We start from the raw sequence: 22,742 nt of genomic DNA, 5'->3' as shown, positions 1-22,742 counted from the left end.
CAACCGGGCCACGTCCAGCTCCTCTGCCCCGGTCACACCACATAGGGAATCAGCATTCTGAATTCAGAGTTCCAAGTCAACAGAAACTATGCTATCGGGGCCTTGGGACAGCATGGGGCGGCACTGTGTCGCTGCCATCCAGGAAGAATTTTCGCAGAGGGAGAAAAGCGCATGGCGATGCACCAGAACTTCATCAATGGCCGCTTCGAGACCGTCAAGGCGGATGCCATCCCGGTGATGAACCCGGCTCGGGACACCGTGATTTCGGAAATACCCGATTCGTCCGCCGATGCGGTCGGTCAGGCGGTCGCCGCCGCCAAGGCCGCGCAGCCCGCCTGGGAAAAGCGCCCCGCGATCGAACGGGCGACCATGCTGCGCCAGATTTCGGCCCGCATCCGCGAAAATGCCGACGAGATCGCCCGCGTCATCGCCGAGGAGCAGGGCAAGGTCATGCCTCTGGCGACGGTCGAGGCGCATTTCACCGCCAACTACATCGACTACATGGCCGAATGGGCGCGCCGCATCGAAGGCGAGATCCTGCAAAGCGACCGTCCCGGCGAAACCATCTTCGTGTTCCGCCAGCCCCTGGGCGTGGTGGGCGGAATCCTGCCCTGGAACTTTCCGTTCTTCCTGATCGCCCGGAAAATGGCCCCCGCGCTGATTACGGGCAACACCATCGTCATCAAGCCCAGCGAGGAAACCCCCAACAACGCCGCGCTGTTCGCGCGCCTTGTCACCGAAACCGACCTGCCGCAGGGTGTCTTCAACATCGTCTATGGCCGGGGCGCCACAACGGGGCGCGCGCTGACGCTGCACGAGGACGTGAAGATGGTCAGCTTCACCGGCAGCGTGGAAACCGGGTCCAAGATCATGGCGGACGCCGCCCGGAACATCACCAAGGTCAACCTGGAACTGGGCGGCAAGGCGCCGGCCATCGTCTGCGCGGATGCCGACCTGGACCTTGCGGCCAGCCGCATCAAGGCCGGGCGCGTCCTGAACACCGGCGCCGCCTGCAACGCCCCCGAACGGATCTATGTGGACAGGAAGGTCAGCGACGAATTCGTCGAAAAGCTGGCGCGGGAAATGAAGGCCACCCGCTATGGCGATCCGCTGGGCAACGACGAACTGGACATGGGGCCTGTCATCAACAAGACGCAGGTCGGCAAGATGGCGGCCCTGGTGGACAGCGCCCTGGCCGCGGGGGCCGAGGCCATCACCGGCGGCAAGGTGGCCGACCTGGGCCAGGGCAACCATTACGAACCGACGGTGCTGGTCAATGTCCGCCAGGACATGGATGTCATCCGGCACGAAACCTTTGGCCCGGTCCTGCCGGTCGTCACCTTTGCCGACCTGGATGAGGCCATCGGCTATGCCAACGACACGACCTATGGCCTGACATCGTCGATCTATACCAAGGATCTGGCCACGACGATGCGCGCCTGCCACGAGCTGCGCTTCGGCGAAACCTATGTCAACCGCGAGAACTTCGAGGCGATGCAGGGCTTCCATGCCGGGCGGGGCAAATCCGGGCTGGGCGGCGCCGACGGCAGGCACGGGATGCTGGAATACACCGAAACCCATCTTGCCTACATCCAGACCTGACACGGCAATCTGTGCCCCCGGCGCGACAATCCGTGCCGGGGATGCACAAAGTTCGACGTGTGCATATTGACGATTGCCCTAAGCCCACCAATTCTTGCGGTAGCTTACGGGTCACGAATGAAACCTATCGTCGAAATCCCCAACCGTGCCGAACAGGTGTATATCTCGATAAGGGACAGCATCTGCGAAGGCACGCTGACGCCAGGCACCCATCTGGTGCAGGAACGTCTGGCCGCGCGGCTGGGCGTGTCCCGCCAGCCCGTCCAGCAGGCGATGGCGCTGCTGCGCAACGACGGGCTGGTGCTGGAACGCGGCAGCCGGGGCCTTTACGTCGCCCCCGTGGATGCCGCCGCCACCGTTCACCGCTATCAGATCCGGCTGGGCCTGGACCAGCTTGCCGCGCGTTTGTGCGCCCAGCGGGCGGTCCACGACCCCGCGTTCCGGGCCGAATTCCTGGCGGACGGCAATCGCATCCTGGAGGCGGGCGAACGTGCCCTTGCCTCGGGCATCCATCGCGACGCCGTGGCGATGGACGTCGAATTCCATTCCTTTCTGTACGAACGATCCGGCAATCCGATGATCGCTGCCACCGCCGAACCGTTGTGGCATTACCTGCGGCGGGTAATGATTACCGTCATCACCTATGCCGACCGGGGTTCCCTGGTGTGGCAGCAGCACCGCGACATTCACCGCACCATTGCGGCCGGCCAGGTCGAACGGGGCGTCGCCCTGGTCACCGATCATATCGAGGGTGCGGAAGACGCGATCCTCCGGGCGGAAATCCCGGTGCCGGACCTGGACGACTAGGCGCGGGCCTGCCGGCTGCCCGGATCCCTCGCCACCCCTTGACGGAATCCCCGTCCATCGGCTTACTGAATTCAGAATTCGGTTTTTCGGAACGGCGGGGAAGGAACAATGATGACGGACATATCGGTCTTGGCCCTGTGCGGGCGGACGATCCTGGCGACCTGTCTGGGGCTTGGCCTGGCGGCGCCCGTGCAGGCACAGGACATGGCGGCGGATGGCGAAAAGGTGTTTCGCCGCTGCTCGGCCTGCCACGAGGTCGGGCCGGATGCCCAGAACAAGGTCGGGCCCCAGTTGAACGCCCTGATCGGCCGGACCGCCGGGTCGCTGGACGGCTATGCCTACAGCACCGCGATGGTCGAGGCGGGACAGGGCGGCCTGGTCTGGACCGAGGAAACCCTGGTTCCCTATCTGACAAAGCCCCGCGACAGCGTGCCGGGCACCAAGATGGCCTTTGCCGGCCTGCGCAAGCCCGAGGAAATCACCGCCGTCATCGCCTATATCGTCCAGGCCGGCGGCGGGGACTGACCGAGGGGGACGGCTGAGGATCCGCAGCGATCCCGACCCGCGCGGGCCGGGCCTGTGCTCAGTTCGCGGGCTCGAAGATGCAGGGTGTTTCGATCCGGGGCGCGCCGGGCGGGGGATGTTCGACAAACTCGAACACCTTGGCCAGCATGGCGCCGATGTCCTGGCGCATCATCCCGATGTTCTGGGGAAGAAACCGGGCGAAGGGATCCCAGTCGAAACAGCCGAACCGCAAGCCGGGTCGTTCCGGCCCGCCATGGATCCACCGCACAACGCCTTCCAGGGCGATGGTCGAGTTGACGAAAAACCCGACGGTTCCATCGATCTCGGCCGCGGCGAGGGCCGCTTCGGATTTCGCGGCGGAATAGCCGTGCATGATGCAGCGGTCGGAAAGGACGGACAGGCCGCGTTCGGCATGGGCCGCCCGAAACCCGCGAAGGCGTTCTGTGGTGTTGTGGTCCTGCGCCCGCCCGCCGATGAAATACAGCGGCCCGAGGATCCCGAAATCGCGTTCGATCCGGTCCAGGATCAACCGGGTCAGATCCCGCGCGCCGCCGAAATTGTCCGACACGACGGACGGCATGGCGGTCCCAGGCAGATCCAGGTTGATGCTGCGGACCCCCGCGGGGGCGCAGATGGCCGCGATGCGGTCGGGATTGGTGGCGCCCGTCGCGATCAGGCATTCCGCCTGATAGGACATCATCTCGCGCGCGGCCTCGACCTCCAGCGCGGGATCGCGCTGCGTGCAGGTGATGACCGGGAACAGGCCGCGTTCGCGGGCCATGGCCTCGAACTGTTCGGCAATGGCGCCGAAATAGCGGTTGTCGTATTTCGGGATAATCATGCCGATGATCCGCGACCGTTCCCGCCGCAGCAGGCTGGCCTGAAGGTTGACGGCATAGCCCTGTTCCTCGGCGATGCGGCCGACGCGTTCGGCCAGGGCCGCGCTGATGCGGCGCTTTTTCCAGGTGCCGTTCAGGATCGCGCTGACCGCGCTTGGGCTGGTGCCGGCGATCTGGGCCAGATCATAGATCGTGGGCCGTTTCTGCGGGGTCTGGTTGATTGCGGCCATGGGTTCCCGGCGGAAAAATGGGGCGCAGCGTGACCGGCCTTGCAATCCAGCTTGACACGAATCTGTTCCCGTCACAATGATGCTTCATCGATTGAGCATACATGCTGCATCGATGGCGCAATCCGGGGGGAAGGCGCCCTAGCATTCGGGGGAGGCTGCCTGTCGTGCCGGATGAAGGCCGTGATGTTCACGGTGTCCCGCGCGCGCCGGCGAACGCGTCCCGCCCTGAGGAGGAAGCAAGAATGACATCCAGATTCCCGCTGGCGGCAGCATCGCTTGCCATGACGACGCTGATGGGGGGCACGGCCCTGGCCCAGGAGGCCGCGACCGTCGCCTTTCTGATGCCCGACCAGGCCTCGACCCGTTACGAGCAGCATGATTTCCCCGGCTTCAAGGCCGCCCTGGAGGAACTGTGCCCCGATTGCACGGTGATCTATCAGAACGCCAACGCCGACGTGTCGCTGCAACAGCAGCAGTTCAATTCCGTCATCGCGCAGGGCGCAAAGGTCGTGGTGCTGGACCCGGTGGATTCGGCGGCGGCGGCGGGACTGGTCCAGATGGCGCAGTCCCAGGACGTCAAGATCATCGCCTATGACCGCCCGATCCCGGACGTGCCGGCGGATTATTACGTCTCGTTCGACAACAAGGGCATCGGGCAGGCGATCGCGCAGTCGCTGGTCGATCACATGACGGCCCAGGGGGTCGAGGCCGGTGCCGGGGTCTTGCAGATCAACGGATCGCCCACCGACGCGGCGGCGGGGCTGATCCGGGACGGCATCGACGCGGCGCTTGACGGGTCCGAATACGAAACCCTGGCCGAATACGATACGCCCGACTGGGCGCCGCCCAAGGCGCAGGAATTCACCGCCGGGCAGATCAACCGTTTCGGCGCCGACATCAAGGGCATCGTCGCGGCCAACGACGGCACGGCGGGCGGCGCCATCGCCGCGCTGAAGGCCGCGGGCGTCGATCCGCTGCCGCCGGTGACGGGCAATGACGCGACCATTGCCGCGCTGCAACTGATTATTGCGGGCGACCAGTACAACACCATCTCGAAACCGTCGGAAATCGTGGCCCGCGCTGCGGCCGAGATCGCCGTGGCGTTCCTCAGGGGCGAAACGCCCGAGGCCAAGACCACGCTGTACGACACGCCCTCGGAATTATTCGTTCCCGCCGTGGTCACGCGCGAGAACATCAAATCCGAGATCTTCGACAAGGGCATCCAGACCCCCGAGGAGATCTGCACGGCCGATTACGCCGAAGCCTGCCGCGAACTGGGCATCGTCCAGTAACCCCGACGCGTCGCGCGCGTCCCCACGCGCGCGCCTTTCCAGAAGGAGGCACATATGGACGACGGCCACAGTGCGTCGCAGCCGATCCTGAGGTTGCGCGGCGTTTCCAAGCAGTTCGGCGCCGTCAAGGCCCTGGAGGACATCGAGCTGGACATCCACCCCGGCGAGGTCGTGGCCCTGGTGGGCGACAACGGCGCGGGCAAGTCTACCCTGGTCAAGGTTCTGGCAGGCGTTCATCAGCCGACCGGCGGCACCATCGAATTCATGGGCCAGCCGGTGGCGATGGACAGCCCCGGCAAGGCCATCGAACTGGGCATCGCCACGGTGTTCCAGGATCTGGCCCTGTGCGAGAACCTGGACGTGGTGGCGAACCTGTTCCTGGGCCAGGAACTGTCCCCCTGGGCCTTGGACGAGGTGCAGATGGAGGTGCAGGCCTGGACCCTGCTGCGGGAACTGTCCGCGCGCATCCCGTCGGTCCGCGAACCCATCGCGTCCCTGTCGGGCGGGCAGCGCCAGACCGTGGCCATCGCCCGGTCGCTGCTGACCGATCCGCGCATCATCATGCTGGACGAACCCACCGCCGCCCTGGGCGTGGCCCAGACCGCCGAGGTGCTGAACCTGATCGAACGGGTGCGCGACCGGGGCCTGGGGGTCATCCTGATCTCGCACAACATGGAGGACGTGCGCGCGGTGGCCGACCGCATCGTCGTGCTGCGCCTGGGCCGCAACAACGGCGTCTTCACCGCCGCCGATTCGAATTCCGACCTGATCGCCGCCATCACCGGGGCCACCGAAAACGCCGTGTCGCGCCGGCAGGCCCGCAAGCTGGAAGACGTGGGGGAACCGACATGAGCGATTTGAAAAGCCAGACGGCGCTTGACCGGTCCGACAGCCGCGTGCGCCACGACGAAGGCATTTCCGGCGCGATCCGGGGCTTTGTCGACCGGGTGCGGTCCGGCGACCTGGGGATGCTGCCGGTGATCGTCGGCCTGGTGCTGATCGCGACCGTGTTCTGGTCCCTGAACCCGGTCTTCCTGGCGCCGAACAACCTGGCGAACCTGCTGTTCGACGCCGCCGCCGTGGGCTGCATTTCGCTGGGCATCGTCTGCGTCCTGATCCTGGGCGAGATCGACCTGTCCGTCGGATCGATGAGCGGGCTGGCATCGGCCATCCTGGGGGTGATCTGGGTGCAGATGGGCCTGCCGGTGCCGCTGGCGATCCTTGTGGCCCTGGCGGCGGGGGCCTTCATGGGCCTGGTCTATGCCACGCTGCTGAACCGCTTCGGAATGCCCAGCTTCGTGTCCACGCTGGCGGGCCTGCTGGCGATGCTGGGGTTGCAGCTGTACCTGCTGGGATCGACCGGGTCGATCAACCTGCCCTATGCGTCCTTCATGGTGCGGTTCGGGCAGATCCACGTGATGCCCGCTTGGTTCAGCTATCTGCTGGCCATCGCGCCCGGCGCGCTGATGCTGTGGCTGGGCATCGACCGGATGCGCAGGCGCACCGCCGTCAACCTGTCCAACCCCGGAGGCATGTCGGTGCTGCTGGCGAAATCCGGCATCCTGACGGTGCTTTTGCTGGTCGCGGTCCATTATCTGAACGGCGGGCGCGGCATCCCGTGGATGTTCGGGCTGTTCGTGGCCCTGGTGGTGGCAATGAACTATGCCCTGACCCGCACGCAATGGGGCCGCGCGATGTTCGCGGTCGGCGGCAACCGCGAGGCCGCGCGCCGGTCGGGCATCGACGTCCGCCGCATCCGCATGTCGGCCTTCATGCTGTGTTCGACGCTGGCGGCGCTTGGCGGGATGCTGGCGGCCTCGCGGCTGGCGTCGTCCAGCCAGCAGGCGGGGACGGGCGACGTGAACCTGAACGCCATCGCCGCCGCCGTGATCGGGGGGACGTCGCTGTTCGGCGGGCGCGGGTCGGCCTGGTCGGCGCTGCTGGGGGTGATCGTGATCCAGGCGATCTCGAACGGGCTGACGCTGCTGAACCTCAGCTCGTCGCTGCGCTACATGATTACGGGCGGGGTGCTGGCCATCGCGGTGATCGTCGATTCGCTGGCGCGGCAATCGCGTGCAAGCCATGGCCGCGCGTAAGGAAAGGACAGAACATGGCTGACGAACTGAAGGGCAAGGTCGCGGCGGTGACGGGCGCGGCCTCGGGGATCGGTCTGGAATGCGCCCGCGCGATGGCCCGTGCGGGGGCCACGGTCGTGCTGATCGACCGCGCCGCCGACCGGCTGGAGACGCTGTGCGCCGAGATCGGGCCGAACGCCCGCCCCCTGGTCGTGGATCTGCTGGACGGCCCGCAGGTGGACGGGATCGCCGACCGGATCGCGGACATCGCAGGGCCGCTGGACATCCTGCACGCCAACGCGGGCGCCTATGTCGGCGGCCCTGCGGCCGAGGGCGATCCCGACGCCTGGGACCGGATGCTGAACCTGAACGTCAACGCGGCCTTCCGCAGCGTCCGGGCCGTCCTGCCCGGCATGATCGAACGCAAGACCGGCGACGTGATCTTCACATCCTCGGTCGCGGGCGTGGTTCCCGTCGTATGGGAACCCGTCTACACCGCGTCGAAATTCGCGGTTCAGGCGTTTCTGCACGCGACCCGGCGGCAGGTGGCCCCGCACGGCATCCGCATGGGCGCGGTCCTGCCCGGCCCGGTGGTCACGGCGCTGCTGGACGACTGGCCCAAGGCCAAGATGGAAGAAGCCCTGGCCAACGGATCCCTGATGCAGCCGGTCGAGGTCGCCCAGGCCGTGATGTTCATGCTGACGCGGCCACGGGGCGTGGTGATCCGCGATCTGGTGATCCTGCCCAACAGCGTCGATCTGTAGGGGGCAGGGATGGAAGGTCCGATCTTTCTGGGCATCGACGTGGGAACGGGCAGCGCGCGGGCGGGCCTGTTCGATGCCGACGGGCACATGCTGTCCAGTGCCAAACGCGACATCGCGCTGTGGCGGGACGGCGCCGACATCGCGGAACAGTCCGGCGACGACATCTGGTCGGCCATCTGCGCCGCCGTGCGCGAGGCGATGGAGGGCATCGCCCCGGCGCGGGTCGCGGGCATCGGATTCGACGCCACCTGTTCGCTGGTGCTGCTGGGGCCGAACGGCCAGCCGCTGACCGTCAGCGCATCCGGCGATCCGGCGCGCAACATCATCGTCTGGATGGATCACCGGGCCGTGGATCAGGCCGAACGGATCAACGCCCAAGGCCATCCGGTGCTGCGCTATGTCGGCAACGTCATCTCGCCCGAGATGGAGACGCCAAAGCTGTTGTGGCTGCGCGAGAACATGGCCCGGACCTATGCGGATGCGTGGCAGTTCTTCGACCTTGCCGATTACCTGGGCTGGCGGGCGACGGGCGATCTGGCCCGGTCCAGTTGCACCGTCACCTGCAAATGGACCTATCTGGCGCACGAGGACCGCTGGGATCCCGATTATTTCCGCAGCATCGGCCTGGGCGATCTGGCCGATGACGGCTTTGCCCGGATCGGCCAGCGGATCGTGGCGCCCGGCACGCCACTGGGGTCGGGGCTGACCGCCGCCGCCGCCGCCGACCTGGGCCTGCGCCCCGGCATTCCGGTCGGGGCCGGGCTGATCGACGCCCACGCGGGCGGCATCGGCACGGTCGGCATGGCGGACGGGGCGCAAAGCAACCTGGCCTATGTCTTCGGCACCTCGTCCTGCACCATGACGACGACCAAGGGTCCGGTGTTCGTGTCCGGGGTGTGGGGTCCGTATTACCAGGCGATGGTGCCCGGCATGTGGCTGAACGAAGGCGGCCAGTCCGCCGCCGGCGCCGCGATCGACCAGCTTCTGTCCTTTCACCCCGCCGCGCACCGGGCCGAGGCAGAGGCAAAGGCGGCGGGCCAGCCATTGCCGGTCTGGCTGGCGGTGCGGGCCGCCGAAAAGGTTGCACGCTTGTCCGACGCGGTGTCGCTGGCAAAGGGGCTGCATGTCGTGCCCGAATTCCTGGGCAACCGCGCGCCCTTCGCCGATCCCCACGCCCGCGCCGTCATCGCGGGCCTGGGGATGGATCGCGACATCGACACCCTTGTGGCGCTGTATGTCGCGGGCCTGTGCGGCGTCGCCTATGGCCTGCGCCAGATCATCGCGGCGCAGGACAGGGCCGGTGCGCCGGTGGACCGGATCGTGATTTCCGGCGGGGCGGGACAACTGGATCTGGTGCGCCAGCTTCTGGCGGACGGCACGGGCAAGCCGGTCCTGTCCAGCAGGGCGGCCGAGCCGGTGCTGCTGGGATCCGCCATCCTGGGCGCCGTGGCCTCGGGCCGGTTCGGCGACATGGGGGGGGCCATGTCGGCCATGTCCCATCCTGCGGCGGAATACCGGCCCGATGCCGTGGCCGGGGGGATCCACGATACCCGTTTCGCGGCGTTCTGCGCCTTTCAGACCGCCTTGCGGCAGGCGCGCGAGGTCTGATGCCGCCGTTTCGGCAATGCTGCGATCAGGCGTGCACGCGCGCGGATTTGGGGTCGTACATCGGCGCCAGGCTGGCCTCGGCGGGAACGATGCGGCCCGCGACATCGATGGCGTAATCCGAGGCCAGCATCGCGGCCGGGGTTTCGCCATCCTTACAGGGAACATAGCCCAGCCCGATCGCAGCCCCCAGGGCATGGCCGTAGTTGCCCGAAGTCAGGTGGCCCACGATCCTGCCGTCGCGCAGGATCGGTTCGTTGTGAAACAGCAGCGGCTCGGGGTCGGTCAGGCGGAACTGCACCAGGCGGCGCGTCAGCCCCGCCTCGCGCTTGCGCAGCACCGCATCGCGACCGATGAAATCGCCCTTGGCGGTCCTGACGGCAAAGCCCAGGCCCGCCTCCAGCACGTGATCCTCGTCGGTGATGTCGTGGCCCCAATGGCGATAGGCCTTTTCGATGCGGCAGCTATCCATCGCGTGCAGCCCGCACAGCGTCAGCCCGACCTGCCCGCCCGCTTCCAGCAGGGTTTCAAAGACATGCGCCGCCTGGTCGGTGGGAACGTACAGCTCCCACCCCAGTTCGCCGACATAGGTGACGCGATGGGCGCGGACCAGAGTCATGCCGATCTCGATCTCGCGCGCGGTGCCAAAGGGATGGGCGTCGTTCGACAGGTCGTCGGGCGAGACGAGGCGCAGCAAATCGCGGGAACGCGGCCCCATGACGGGGATCACCGCCTCGGCCGCGGTCAGGTCGGTGACGGTCACGAAGGCCTCGCCGACATGGCGGCGCAACCAGGCCAGATCGCGTTGCAAGGTGGCGCCGGGGACGACCAGGAAAAAGGCCGTTTCCGACAGCCGCGTCACCGTCAGGTCGCATTCGATGCCGCCGCGCGCGTTCAGCATGGGGGTATAGACGATCCGGCCCGTGGGCACGTCCACGTCGTTCGCGCACAGCCGTTGCAGAAAGCGCAGGGCGTCGCGCCCCTCGACCCGGATCTTGCCGAAGGAGGTCATGTCCAGCAGGCCCACGCCCGTCCGCAGCGCCATGTGTTCGGCCCGCTGGTTGTCGAACCAGTTCTGGCGTTTCCAACTGTATTCGTATGCGCGCGCCTGGCCGTCGTTCGCGAACCAGTTGGCGCGTTCCCAGCCTGCCACTTCGCCAAAGACCGCGCCGCGCGCCTTGAGGTGTTCGTGCAGCGGCGATCGGCGGATGCCCCGCGCGGTGGCCATCTGGCGATAGGGGAAATGGTCGGCATACAGCAGGCCCAGGGTTTCGGTGACGCGGGTGCGCAGATAGCGGCGGTTCTTCTGGAACGGCTGGGCGCGGCGGATGTCCACCTCCCACAAATCGAACGGCGGCTCGCCATCGTTCATCCATTCCGCCAGGGCCATGCCCGCGCCGCCCGAGGATACGATGCCAATGGAGTTGTAGCCCGCGGCCACCCAGTATCCCCGCAGGTTCGGCGCCTCGCCCAGGTAATAGCGGTCGTCGGGGGTAAAGCTCTCGGGACCGTTGAAGACGGTGTGGATGCCCGCATTTGCCAGCAGCGGCATCCGGGCCACGGCCTTCTCAAGGATCGGCTCGAAATGGTCGAAATCCTCGGGCAGCTGGTCGAAGCAGAAATCCTCGGGGATGCCGTTCATGCCCCAGGGCTTTGCCACGGGTTCAAAGGCGCCCAGCAGGATTTTGCCCGCGTCCTCCTTGTAATAGGCGCATTCGTCGGGCACCCGCAGCACCGGCAGTTGCGCGAGGTCCGGGATGTTCTCGGTGACGATATAGAAATGCTCGCAGGCGTGGAGCGGCAGGGTGACGTTGTTCTGCGCCGCAAGGTCGCGGCCCCACATGCCGCCGCAGTTTACCACATGATCCGCCGCGATATGGCCGGTTTCATGGTCCGCGTCCCATTCGACGCCGGACACGCGGCCGTCCGCCGTGGTGACGCGCGTCACCTTGGCCCCCTCGACGATGCTGGCGCCCGCCCTTCGCGCGCCCTTGGCAAGCGCCAGCGCGATGTTGCCGGGGTCGGCCTGCCCGTCCCGCGGCAGATGCACGCCGCCCACCACGTCACGCGTTTCCAGATGCGGATACATCCGCGCCACCTCATGCGGCGACAGTTCGTTCGCATCAACGCCGAAGGCGCGGGCAAGCGCCGCCTGGCGCAGGATCTCCTCGTGCCGTTCCCCGGTCAGGGCCACGGTGATCGATCCGCATTGGCGAAGGCCGGTGGCAAGGCCCGTCTCGGCCTCCAGCCGCGCATAGAGATCGGCGGAATACTTGGCCAGCCGCGTCATGTTCTGGCTGGCCCGCAACTGCCCGATCAGCCCCGCCGCGTGCCAGGTCGTGCCGCTGGTCAACTGCTTGCGTTCCAACAGCACCACATCGGTCCAGCCCAGTTTCGCAAGGTGATAGGCGACCGAACAGCCGGAAATGCCGCCGCCGATGATGACGACGCGGGCATGGGTGGGAATGGGGGGCATGACAGGGTTCCGCTGTGCGATGATGGAAGACCGGCCATGGGATCAAGGCCCGGCCCGAGGCCAGCAAGCCATCGCTTGAATGAAAAATCAATTCATAATTTCATTTTGGTGAATGAATGCCGCATTGCAGCGTTTTTGATGAAATATGATTGTGCTGTAACGATCATTTGGCTAGCGTGGCATCACAGGTCACGAGACGATCATGAGTCATCACATCGGCGGCGATATCCGGTCGCTGCGCAAATCCCGCGGCATGACGATCCAGGGCCTGTCCCGTGCCGTCGGCCGGTCCATGGGCTGGCTGAGCCAGATCGAACGGGGGCGGACCACGCCTTCGGTCCAGGATCTGGGCCAGATCGCCGATCACCTGGGCGTCGGCATCAGCTTCTTCTTCCGTTCGGCCAGCCGCGCACCCCAGGAACAGGGCCTGGTCCTGCGCGCGGCCGACCGGACCGCGATCGGCACCAGCGAAACCGGCCTGGTCGAGGAACTGCTGTCGCCCACCCTTGGCGGATCCTTCGAGATGATCCGGTCCACGTTCGCGCCGCGTTCGTCCAGCGGGGGACCGCGCAAGGCGCGTCCCAGCGAAGACGGCGGGGTCGTCCTGTCGGGAACGCTGACGCTGACCGTCGGGGATGCGGAACTGGTTCTGGAACCGGGCGACAGCTTCCAGTTCGCCCAACGGGACTATGCCTGGCGCAACGACGCCGACGAACCCGCCGTGGTGGTCTGGATCGTCTCGCCCCCGATCTATTAGCGGAAAGGGAACAGGGGCGGGCGGATCCTGCCGCCCGCCCCTGCTGTCCGGATCAGTTCCAGGACTTTATCAGCTCGTCATAGGACACCGTTTCGCCCTGCGGCTTTTCGTTGTCCAGCTTGGCGACCGGCGCGCCTTCGGCGTCCAGCCATTCCTGGGGATCCTTCTCCTCGTTCATCTTCGGGCCAAGATCGCCCTGCACGCCCGCGCGTTCCAGACGTTCCAGCACCCGTTCCTGTTCGGCGCACAGGGAATCCAGTGCCTCTTGCGGGGTCTTGGCGCCAGCCATCGCGTCGCCGATGTTCTGCCACCACAGCTGCGCCAGCTTCGGATAATCGGGGATGTTGGTGCCGGTGGGCGACCACTGCACCCGCGCGGGCGAGCGGTAGAATTCGACCAGACCGCCCAGTTGCGGCGCGCGTTCGGTGAAGGATTCGTCCTGGATCGTCGATTCGCGGATGAAGGTCAGGCCGACATGGCTTTTCTTCACATCGACCGTCTTCGAGGTCACGAACTGCGCATAAAGCCACGCGGCCTGCGCGCGGTCCACCGGCGTCGATTTCATCAGCGTCCAGGATCCCACGTCCTGATAGCCGATCTTGGTGCCCTCGCTCCAATAGGCGCCGTGGGGGCTGGGGGCCATGCGCCATTTCGGCGTGCCGTCCGCGTTCATCACCGGGGTGCCTTCCTTGACCATGTCGGCGGTGAAGGCGGTGTACCAGAACATCTGCTGGGCGATGTCGCCGCGCGCGGGGACGGGACCGGCCTCGCCGAAGGTCATGCCCTGGGCTTCCGGCGGGGTATAGTTTTGCAGCCATTCGATGGCCTTGGTCACCGCATAGACCGCCGCCGCGTCGTTGGTCGCACCGCCCCGCGCCACGCAGGATCCGACGGGACGCGAATTCTCATCGACCCGGATGCCCCATTCGTCCACCGGCAGGCCGTTCGGTTCGCCCTTGTCGCCCATCCCGGCCATGGACATCCAGGCATCGGTGTAGCGCCAGCCCAGGCTGGGATCCTTCTTGCCATAGTCCATGTTGCCCCAGGCCTTGGCCGGGCCGCCCTCGATATAGGACATGTCGCGGCCGGTGAAGAAGGCCGCGATATCCTCGTAGGCGGACCAGTTCACCGGGACGCCCAGGTCATAGCCGTATTCGGCCTTGAAGTCGTCCTTGGTCTTCTGATCGTTGAACCAGTCGTACCGGAACCAGTAAAGGTTCGCGAACTGCTGGTCGGGCAACTGGTACAGGTCGCCGTCGGGGGCGGTGGTGAATTCCGTTCCGATGAAATCGTCCAGATCCAGGCCGGGGTTGGTGAAGTCCTTGCCTTCCTCGGCCATCCACTTGGTCAGGTTGCGCGCCTGCTGGTACCGCCAATGCGTGCCGATCAGGTCACTGTCGTTGATATAGGCGTCATAGATGTTCTCGCCGGTCTGCATCTGGGTTTGCAGCTTTTCGACGACATCGCCTTCGCCGATCAGGTCGTGCGTGACCTTGATTCCGGTGATCGCGCTAAAGGCTGGCGCCAGCACCTTGGATTCGTATTCATGGGTGGTGATGGTTTCGGACACCACCTTGATCTCCATCCCCGACAGCGGCTGCGCGGCGTCGATGAACCATTGCATTTCCTGTTCCTGCTCCTCGCGCGTCAGCGAGGACAGCTCTCCGATCTCGGCGTCCAGAAAGGCGCGCGCGGCTTCGATGTCGGCCCAGGCCGGGATGCCCAGCCAGGTCAATGCCAACGCAAGCGCGGTGGTTGTGGTCGTCTGTCTCATGTTATCCTCCCTGATGAGACGGCGTAGTGCCCCGGCCGGATTTCAACGGCGGGGAATGGTGTCAGGCCCAGCGGAACACCGCTGCGGCAAAGATCGCGCACAGCGCCAGGGCCAACCACACGGGCGGCCCGGCAAAGAACAGCCAGCCCAAGCAGATGAAGGCCGAGCCGAGCAGCGAGATGAACAGGCGGTCCCCGCGCGTCGTTTCGATCCGCAGGATGCCGCGCCGCGGCACCTCGGGGAACCGGATGGCCAGGATTGTGAACAAGACCAGAAGACTGGCGATGGTCCAGAAGAACAGCGCGACCGGAAAGGTCCAGGCCATCCAGCCGCCGGGGATCATGGGATCGGTCCAGGCTTTCGCGCCGTCCTGGCTGGGCGTGGCCCAGACCAGCAACCCCAGGATCGCGCCCATCACCGCCAGGGCGGCGACATAGATCGCGGGCCAGTTGGCGCTGCGCCGGGCCAGTGTCGCGGCTTCGTTCATCAGACCCTCCCCAGGGCAAAGCCCTTGGCGATGTAGTTGCGGACGAACCAGATCACCAAGGCGCCCGGTATGATGGTCAGGACACCGGCGGCGGCCAGCACGCCCCAGTCCATTCCCGACGCGCTGACCGTGCGGGTCATGGTGGCGGCGATGGGCTTGGCGTTCACGCTGGTCAGCGTGCGCGACAGCAGCAGCTCCACCCAGCTGAACATGAAGCAAAAGAACGCCGCGACGCCGATCCCGCTGGCGATCAGCGGCATGAAGATGCGCACGAAGAAGCGCGGAAAGCTGTAGCCGTCGATATAGGCGGTTTCGTCGATTTCCTTGGGCACGCCGCGCATGAAGCCTTCCAGGATCCAGACCGCCAGCGGCACGTTGAACAGGCTGTGCGCCAGGGCCACGGCGATATGCGTGTCGAACAGCCCGATCGACGAATAAAGCTGAAAGAACGGCAAGGCGAAGACGGCGGGCGGCGACATGCGGTTGGTCAGCAGCCAGAAGAACAGGTGCTTGTCGCCCATGAAGCTGTAGCGGCTGAACGCATAGGCCGCCGGCAGCGCCACCGTGATCGAGATCACGGTGTTCATCACGACATAGATGATCGAATTGACATAACCCATGTACCAGCTGGGATCGGTCAGGATCACCGCATAGTTGCGCAAGGTCGGGTCGCGCGGAAACAGGCTGAAGGCGCCGGTGATCTCGGCGTTGGTCTTCAGGCTCATGTTCACCAGCCAATAGATCGGCACCATCAGGAACAGCAGGTACAGCGTCATCACGATGGCCGAGGGACGCAAACGCATCACATGCCCTCCGGGATGTCGGACTGGCTGCGGTCCATGCCTGTCATGACGGTATAGAAGACCCAGCTGACCAGCAGGATCACCAGGAAATACATCAGGCTGAAGGCCGCCGCCGGGCCAAGGTCGAATTGGCCGACCGCCATCTTCACAAGGTCGATGGACAGAAAGGTGGTGGCGTTGCCCGGCCCGCCGCCGGTGACGACGAAGGGTTCGGTATAGATCATGAAGCTGTCCATGAACCGCAGCAGGACCGCGATCAGCAGCACGCCCTTCATCTTGGGCAGTTCGATGTAGCGGAACACCGCCCAGCGGCTGGCCTGGTCGATCCGGGCCGCCTGGTAATAGGCCTGCGGGATCGATTGCAGCCCGGCATAGCACAGCAGCGCGACCAGGCTGGTCCAGTGCCAGACATCCATCACGATCACCGTGACCCAGGCGTCGATCGGATCGTTGGTATAATTATAGTCCAGCCCCAGCCCGCTGAGCGTGCGGCCCAGCAGGCCGATGTCCACGCGCCCGAAGATCTGCCAGATCGTGCCGACCACGTTGAACGGGATCAGCAGCGGCAGGGCCATCGCCACCAGGCAGAACGACGCCCAGAAGCCCTTCTTGGGCATGTTCAGCGCCACGAAGATGCCCAGCGGCACCTCGATCGCCAGGATGATGGCGGAAAACAGGGCCTGCCGTCCCAGGGCGGCGTGCAGGCGGTCGGAATGGATCATCTCGTCGAACCATTCCAGCCCGGCCCAGAAGAACTCGTTGTTGCCGAAGGTGTCGTTGAAGGCATAGTTCACCACCGTCATCAGTGGAAGCACGGCCGAAAAGGCGACGATCGCCAGCACCGGCAGGACCAGGAGCCAGGCCTTGTTGTTGACGGTCTTGTCCATCACGCGATCTCCTGCGGGGCGACGCGCCAGTCGTCGGCATAGACGTTGATCCTGCGAGGATCGAAAACCACGCGGTCCAGCCCGGCGACCGGCTGGCCTTCGGGGGCGACGATGTTCAGGGGAACGCCTTGCAGTTCGGCGCGGATCAGCCGGTGTCGGCCGACATCCTCGATGCGGCGGATGGTGACGGGCAGGCCGCCCTGTCCGGTCAGCGCCGCATGTTCCGGCCGGATGCCGATCTTGCCCGAAAGCGGGGCGTAATGCCCGCCCAGCCCGACCTGCGCGCCGCCCGGCAGGGTCGCGGTGTCGCCCGCGACCTGCGCGTCGATGAAATTCATCCCCGGCGATCCGATGAAATAGCCCACGAAGGTATGGGCCGGGGTTTCGAACAGATCCTGCGGGGTGCCCATCTGCACCACGCGCCCTTCGTGCATGACCACGACCTTGTCGGCGAATGTCAGCGCCTCGGTCTGGTCATGGGTGACATAGATCATCGTGTGGCCGAATTCGCGGTGCAACTGCTTCAGCTGCGTGCGCAGGCCCCATTTCATGTGCGGGTCGATGACCGTCAGCGGCTCGTCGAAAAGGATCGCGTTCACGTCCTCGCGCACCATGCCGCGGCCCAGGCTGATCTTCTGCTTGGCATCCGCGGTCAGGCCCTGCGCCTTGCGGTCCAGGGCGGATTCCATGCCGATGATCGCGGCGATCTGCTGGACCCGCGCCTTGATATAGGCCGCGTCCCGGCCGCGGTTGCGCAACGGGAAGGCCAGGTTTTCCCGCACCGTCATCGTGTCATAGACCACCGGGAACTGGAACACCTGCGCGATGTTGCGCGCCGCCGTGGGTTCGTCGGTCACGTCCCGGTCGCCGAACAGCACGCGGCCGTGGCTGGGCCGCAGAAGGCCCGAGATGATGTTCAGCAGCGTCGTCTTGCCGCAGCCCGACGCCCCCAGCAACGCATAGGCGCCGCCGTCCTGCCAGACATGGTCCAGTTCCTTCAGCGCGTAATCCCCGTCGCCCTGGGGGGTGGGCAGATAGCTGTGGGCCAGGTTTCGCAGCGTGATGCGGGCCATGTCAGGCGGCCTCCGCATAGGGGGCGGGGGCGGCAAGGCGGCCGTCCCCGGCGAACAGATAGACATGGGCCGGATCCAGCCAGACGGTCAGGTCGGCGCCCGTTTCCAGCCGGTGCACGCCCTCGACCAGGCCGACCCAGCGGTCGGCGTCGTGGGTGACATGGATGAAGGTTTCGGACCCGGTGATTTCCGTGCCCTCGATCCGGGTCGAAAAGGGCAGGGCGCCGCCTGACCGGGCGTCCAGCGACAGGTGGTTGGCACGAAAGCCCGCCAGATAGCGGCCGTCGGGCAGCCCGGCCAGACCGCCGGTCGCCGGAACGCTGGCCTGCGGGCCAAAGATCACCCGCGCCCCGTCCTTGACGACCGGCGCGAAATTCATCGGCGGATCGCTGAACACCCGCGCCGTGGTCGCATCGATCGGCCTGCGGAACACCTGCGGCGTCGGCCCGAACTGCGTGATCCGTCCCTCGCTGAGGGTGGCGGCATGGCCGCCCAGCAGCAGCGCCTCCTCGGGTTCGGTGGTGGCGTACACGAAGATCGCGCCCGATTCCTCGAAGATGCGCGGAATTTCGGTCCGCAATTCCTCGCGCAGCTTGTAGTCGAGGTTCGCCAGCGGCTCGTCCAGCAGCACGAGACCCGCGCCCTTGACAAGCGCACGCGCCAGGGCGCAGCGCTGCTGCTGGCCGCCCGACAGTTCCAGCGGCTTGCGCTGCAACATCGGCGTCAGGCGCAGCATCTCGGCGGTGGCGCGCACCTTTTCGTCGATCTCGGCCCGCGGGCGGCCCAGGATGCGCAGCGGCGAGGCGATGTTTTCATAGACCGTCAGGCCGGGATAGTTGATGAACTGCTGATAGACCATCGCGACGCCCCGATCCTGCACCCGCACGCCCGTCACGTCCCGCCCGTCCCACAGCACATGCCCGGTCGTCGGCTGGTCCAGCCCCGCCATCAGCCGCATCAACGAGGTTTTCCCCGACAGCGTCGGACCCAGCAGCACGTTCATCGTGCCCTTCTGCAATGTCAGGCTGGTGGGATGGATATGGACCCGCCCCCCGACCACCCGCGATACCCCTTGCAGTTCCAGCGTCATCGTCCCTCGTTCTCCTCCGGGCTGGCGCCGGCCCCCGCGGGCGGCGCGGCCCCCCTTGTCATTCGGCGGCCGAATCCGCCCGCACCTGCCCAAGATAGCCGTTCAGCGCGGCGATCTGGTCAGGTTTCAGATGCAGCCCCAGCTTGGTGCGGCGCCACAGGATGTCGTCGGCGGTCCGCGCATATTCCCTGTCCCGCAGCCAGTCGACCTCGGCCGCGGTCAGGGTGGCGCCGAAATCCGCCCCCAGATCGGCGGCGGCGCGCGCGTCGCCCAGCACGGCAAAGGCTTCGGTGCCATAGGTGCGCACCAGCCGCCCCGCCCAGCCCGCGTCCAGGAACGGATATGCCGCGCGCAGCCGGGCGCCCAGGGCCTCCGCGCCATCGACCGGGAAATCGCCGCCGGGCAGCGACGCGCCCGCCGTCCAGTCGCCGCCCGCCTGCGGGAAATGCGGCGCCAGCTTGGCCATCGCGCCTTCGGCCAGACGGCGATAGGTGGTGATCTTGCCGCCAAAGACGTTCAGCAGCGGCGCCCCCGCCGCATCCAGCCCCAGCACATAGTCGCGCGTGGCCGCCGTCGCCGATGTGGCGCCGTCGTCATACAGCGGCCGCACGCCGGAATAGCTCCAGACCACATCGGACGGCGTGACGGGATGCGCGAAATACTGGCTGGCAAAGGCGCACAGGTAATCGCGCTCCTCCTCGGTGCAGCGCGCGTCTTGCGGGGCGCCGCGATGGTCCTTGTCGGTCGTGCCGATCAGGGTGAAATCGCCTTCATAGGGGATCGCAAAGCAGATCCGCCCGTCGCCGCCCTGGAAGAAATAGCATCGGTCGTGGTCATACAGCCTGCGCGTGACGATATGGCTGCCGCGCACCAGCCGAACCCCCTGGGCCGTGGCGATATGGGCGACATCGCGGATAACGTCGCCGACCCACGGCCCGCCCGCATTCACCAGGGCGCGGGCCAGATGCGTGGCGCGGCCCTGCGGCCCTTCGGTCTGGACGCGCCACAGATCGCCGTCGCGCCGGGCGTCGGTGACACGGGTGCGGGTGAGGATCGTCGCGCCGCGCGCCTGGGCGTCGCGGGCGTTCAGCACCACCAGCCGCGAATCCTGGACCCAGCAGTCGGAATATTCATACGCCAGCCGCAAGTCCTGCCGCAGCGGCCGCCCCGCCGGATCGGTGGCCAGATCCAGCCTGCGCGTGCCGGGCAGGATCCGGCGCCCGCCCAGATTGTCGTACAGGAACAGCCCCAGCCGGATCAGCCAGGCGGGCCTGCGTCCGCGCGCCCACGGCATCATCACGCCCAGCAGTCGCGAGGTCGGGGTATCGCTTTCGAACCGCATGTCGGGGGATACCGGCAGAACGAAACGCATGGGCCAGCTGATATGCGGCATGGCCCGCAGCAGCGTTTCCCGTTCGCGCAAGGCCTCGCGCACCAGGCGGAATTCGAAGAATTCCAGGTATCGCAACCCGCCATGGAACAGCTTGGTCGATGCGGATGACGTGCCCTGCGCCAGATCGCCCTGTTCGGCAAGGGTCACGGTCAGGCCCCGGCCCGCCGCATCGCGCGCGATGCCGCAGCCGTTGATGCCGCCGCCCACGACGAACAGATCGACCGCTGCCCCCGATGCCACCACACGCCCCCTCGTGCCGTTCCCAGACACAGCAGTATCCGTTCCGTCGCATCGGTCAAGCGCCAACTTTCGTTTTGCATCAAAATCGATGGCAAACGAACATCATCGTGCATGTTACGCACATGTGGCATGAAAAAATGCTGCGATTGCAGCCAGGATCGGCGCTTGCATGTGCGTTTTGGGGGCGTAAAGTCGGCGCCGCGGCAGATCCGGGGAAAACGACGATGGCGCTGAACATCCGGCAAAGCGAAATTCTGGAACTGGCCCGCGCGGACGGCAAGGTCGTGGTCGAGGATCTGGCCAACCGCTTTGCCGTCACCTTGCAGACGATCCGCCGCGACCTTGGCGACCTGGCCGAGGCGGGGCTGCTGGACCGGGTGCATGGCGGCGCGGTGCCCCGGCCGGGCACGGTCAACCTGGGATACGAGGCGCGGCGGCGCATGAATGCCGACGCCAAGGCCGCCATCGGCGCCGCCTGCGCCGCCGCGATTCCCGACAACTCCAGCGTGATCCTGAACCTGGGCACCACGACCGAGGCGGTGGCGCAGGCTCTTTTGAACCACTCCAACATCACGGTCGTCACCAACAACATGAACGTCGCCAACATCCTGCTGGCCAATCCGGGATGCGAGATCATGGTGACGGGCGGCGCGCTGCGGCGGTCGGACGGCGGGCTGGTCGGCGATCTGGCCACCCAGTTCATCGAACAGTTCAAGGTCGATTACGCGATCATCGGCACATCGGCCCTGGACGATGACGGCGATCTTCTGGACTATGACCTGGCCGAGGTGCGGGTCAGCCGCGCGATCCTGCGCCAGGCGCGGCAATCCTTTGTCGTGACCGACCATTCCAAGCTGCTGCGGTCCGCCCCCGCCCGCATCGCCAGCCTGGCGGAAATCGACGCGATCTTCATCGACCGGCCCTTGCCCGATGCCCTGGTCCGCCGCTGCGAGGGATGGGGGACGGCCGTCAACATCTGTCCGCCGGGCTGATCCGGGTCAGGGCAGCCAGACCTCGATGGTGCCGCGACGGGGAAGCGGTCTGAAATGGGTGAAATCGGCCACATTGTCCCGGCGCCCCGGATCCACAAGATCCCCTACGGCGTCGGAAACCGTCCGATCCCCGGCGTGGAAATAGCGGATGCTGGGCCGCGCCATCCGAAAGCCAACGTCCCGGATTTCGACCTGGCCCGCTCCCGCCTCGCGAAGGCGGCGGGCAAGCTCCCGCGATGCCCGAGGGTCCGACGACCGTGAACGGTGGATCACCACCCGCGCGCGCGACAGCGGCGCCGGGCGGGGCACGGCGGCGGGCGCGGGATCCGCGACCGGCACGGGCTCGGCCCCGGGCGGCTTGGTGGCCTCGGCCGGACGGTCAGGCAGGTGGCGCCAGATTTCCTGCGCCGTCGGCATTCCTGTCCCGGTCCCTGCCACAGGTGCGCCGGCCTGCGCCGCAGCCTGCCCTGCGGCAAGAAGGCCCGCCAGAAATCCCGCGGCAAGCCGACCCTGCCAACGCCTGCCGCGCCGCGCGGCGGCGCCGATCATCCGGCCCGCCCGGACATCCGATGAAAAAGCATCCATGCCGATCTTCGCCCCCTGACCCGAGAAGCATATTCCGGCGGGACGGCATGTCACGTCAAGTTGCGGTTATACGCGCTGTTCTGCGCCGCAAGAACCGGGGAAAAGGATTTCCCCAAGGGCAGCTTTCCGATTCACGGACATGTCATGCCGGCGGCGCGGAACCGCCAGAACAAGTGTCGGCGAGGGCGATCGTCCGGGGTCTGCCAGGGAAACCGGCATCGCGGCGCCCATCCGGCCGACCGCGCCTTTTTTTCCGGCGTCGCGTATGCAAACACAAGGCATCCACGCGAGATCCTTGTCACATCGCCGTCATGACCGATGCGGAACCCCCATAGGACGCCGGTCGCTCTTATGCGGTTGCTGCATGGCAGCAATCCGCAAGGATCCGTTGTGCAGGCGCAGCATAGGGGCCATCTTGGGCTTATCCGAATGCGCCGGGCCATCCG

20 protein-coding genes are annotated in these 22,742 nt (G+C 66.5%); 10 read left to right on the top strand and 10 right to left on the bottom strand.

All coding sequences use genetic code 11. The annotated features are described in order from the left end of the window. Positions 1-171: 171 nt before the first annotated feature. The 3 genes from aldA (at position 172) to CHB77_RS16495 (ending at position 2,934) form a co-directional block, all read left to right on the top strand. Complete coding sequence (gene aldA / locus CHB77_RS16505) at positions 172-1,602, top strand: aldehyde dehydrogenase (protein WP_089389286.1); 1,431 nt, start codon at positions 172-174, stop codon at positions 1,600-1,602. 117 nt (positions 1,603-1,719) lie between these two features. Beyond that, the gene (locus tag CHB77_RS16500) at positions 1,720-2,409 is read left to right on the top strand and encodes a GntR family transcriptional regulator (RefSeq protein ID WP_089389285.1); all 690 of its coding nucleotides are present in this window, start codon (positions 1,720-1,722) and stop codon (positions 2,407-2,409) included. Positions 2,410-2,520: 111 nt separating this feature from the next. Beyond that, positions 2,521-2,934, top strand: coding sequence for a c-type cytochrome (locus CHB77_RS16495; RefSeq protein WP_089389317.1), 414 nt, complete (start codon positions 2,521-2,523; stop codon positions 2,932-2,934). Positions 2,935-2,992: 58 nt separating this feature from the next. Here the strand turns inward: CHB77_RS16495 and CHB77_RS16490 are convergent, their stop codons facing one another. Next, a complete protein-coding gene (locus CHB77_RS16490) occupies positions 2,993-4,003 on the bottom strand; it encodes a substrate-binding domain-containing protein (RefSeq protein WP_089389284.1) in 1,011 nt (336 codons plus the stop codon). A gap of 242 nt (positions 4,004-4,245) precedes the next feature. Here CHB77_RS16490 and CHB77_RS16485 point away from each other — a divergent pair, with 242 nt between their 5' ends. The 5 genes from CHB77_RS16485 to CHB77_RS16465 are packed head-to-tail and all read left to right on the top strand — an operon-like array spanning position 4,246 to position 9,742. Further along, positions 4,246-5,295 carry an ABC transporter substrate-binding protein gene (locus CHB77_RS16485; RefSeq protein ID WP_089389283.1) on the top strand — a complete coding sequence of 350 codons (1,050 nt, stop codon included), beginning with the start codon at positions 4,246-4,248 and terminating at the stop codon, positions 5,293-5,295. A gap of 54 nt (positions 5,296-5,349) precedes the next feature. Then, the gene (locus tag CHB77_RS16480) at positions 5,350-6,147 is read left to right on the top strand and encodes an ATP-binding cassette domain-containing protein (protein WP_089389282.1); all 798 of its coding nucleotides are present in this window, start codon (positions 5,350-5,352) and stop codon (positions 6,145-6,147) included. Further along, positions 6,144-7,391 (top strand): sugar ABC transporter permease, encoded by a 1,248-nt coding sequence (locus tag CHB77_RS16475; RefSeq protein ID WP_089389281.1) that lies wholly within the window; start codon positions 6,144-6,146, stop codon positions 7,389-7,391. Before CHB77_RS16480 ends, CHB77_RS16475 begins: the two co-directional genes overlap by 4 nt. Before the next feature lie 14 nt (positions 7,392-7,405). Continuing rightward, positions 7,406-8,134, top strand: coding sequence for an SDR family oxidoreductase (locus tag CHB77_RS16470; RefSeq protein ID WP_089389280.1), 729 nt, complete (start codon positions 7,406-7,408; stop codon positions 8,132-8,134). 9 nt (positions 8,135-8,143) lie between these two features. After that, the gene (locus CHB77_RS16465; RefSeq protein ID WP_089389279.1) at positions 8,144-9,742 is read left to right on the top strand and encodes an FGGY-family carbohydrate kinase; all 1,599 of its coding nucleotides are present in this window, start codon (positions 8,144-8,146) and stop codon (positions 9,740-9,742) included. Between the two features lie 25 nt (positions 9,743-9,767). Here the strand turns inward: CHB77_RS16465 and CHB77_RS16460 are convergent, their stop codons facing one another. Then, positions 9,768-12,215, bottom strand: coding sequence for a GcvT family protein (locus tag CHB77_RS16460; RefSeq protein ID WP_089389278.1), 2,448 nt, complete (start codon positions 12,213-12,215; stop codon positions 9,768-9,770). Between the two features lie 202 nt (positions 12,216-12,417). Between CHB77_RS16460 and CHB77_RS16455 the strand changes: the two genes are divergently transcribed. Further along, positions 12,418-12,972, top strand: coding sequence for a helix-turn-helix domain-containing protein (locus tag CHB77_RS16455; RefSeq protein ID WP_089389277.1), 555 nt, complete (start codon positions 12,418-12,420; stop codon positions 12,970-12,972). Between the two features lie 52 nt (positions 12,973-13,024). On the opposite strand, the gene CHB77_RS16450 is transcribed toward CHB77_RS16455, so the two are convergent. From CHB77_RS16450 to glpD, 7 genes are all read right to left on the bottom strand, one after another. After that, positions 13,025-14,746 carry an ABC transporter substrate-binding protein gene (locus CHB77_RS16450; RefSeq protein ID WP_089389276.1) on the bottom strand — a complete coding sequence of 574 codons (1,722 nt, stop codon included), beginning with the start codon at positions 14,744-14,746 and terminating at the stop codon, positions 13,025-13,027. Positions 14,747-14,807: 61 nt separating this feature from the next. Next, positions 14,808-15,089, bottom strand: a complete 282-nt coding sequence (locus CHB77_RS16445; protein WP_089389316.1) for a DUF2160 domain-containing protein — start codon at positions 15,087-15,089, stop codon at positions 14,808-14,810. A 143-nt stretch (positions 15,090-15,232) separates the two neighbouring features. Further along, positions 15,233-16,036: a carbohydrate ABC transporter permease gene (locus CHB77_RS16440; RefSeq protein WP_089389275.1), complete on the bottom strand. Its 804-nt coding sequence runs from the start codon at positions 16,034-16,036 to the stop codon at positions 15,233-15,235. Beyond that, positions 16,036-16,923: a carbohydrate ABC transporter permease gene (locus CHB77_RS16435; protein ID WP_089389274.1), complete on the bottom strand. Its 888-nt coding sequence runs from the start codon at positions 16,921-16,923 to the stop codon at positions 16,036-16,038. Before CHB77_RS16435 ends, CHB77_RS16440 begins: the two co-directional genes overlap by 1 nt. Then, positions 16,923-17,996, bottom strand: a complete 1,074-nt coding sequence (locus tag CHB77_RS16430; RefSeq protein ID WP_089389273.1) for an ABC transporter ATP-binding protein — start codon at positions 17,994-17,996, stop codon at positions 16,923-16,925. The genes CHB77_RS16435 and CHB77_RS16430 overlap by 1 nt, the downstream gene beginning before the upstream one ends. A gap of 1 nt (position 17,997) precedes the next feature. Then, entirely contained in the window at positions 17,998-19,086 is a 1,089-nt protein-coding gene (locus CHB77_RS16425) for an ABC transporter ATP-binding protein (protein ID WP_089389272.1), read from the bottom strand. A 58-nt stretch (positions 19,087-19,144) separates the two neighbouring features. After that, entirely contained in the window at positions 19,145-20,719 is a 1,575-nt protein-coding gene (glpD, locus tag CHB77_RS16420) for a glycerol-3-phosphate dehydrogenase (protein ID WP_242626687.1), read from the bottom strand. 224 nt (positions 20,720-20,943) lie between these two features. Between glpD and CHB77_RS16415 the strand changes: the two genes are divergently transcribed. Then, complete coding sequence (locus tag CHB77_RS16415) at positions 20,944-21,711, top strand: DeoR/GlpR family DNA-binding transcription regulator (protein WP_089389270.1); 768 nt, start codon at positions 20,944-20,946, stop codon at positions 21,709-21,711. Between the two features lie 6 nt (positions 21,712-21,717). Here CHB77_RS16415 and CHB77_RS16410 read toward each other — a convergent pair whose 3' ends face one another. Beyond that, positions 21,718-22,296, bottom strand: coding sequence for a hypothetical protein (locus CHB77_RS16410; protein WP_089389269.1), 579 nt, complete (start codon positions 22,294-22,296; stop codon positions 21,718-21,720). Positions 22,297-22,742: the final 446 nt, after the last annotated feature.

This window comes from Paracoccus sediminis (assembly GCF_900188295.1).
Classification (GTDB): Bacteria; Pseudomonadota; Alphaproteobacteria; order Rhodobacterales; family Rhodobacteraceae; genus Paracoccus; species Paracoccus sediminis.
This window is presented reverse-complemented; position numbering and strand designations above follow the sequence as displayed.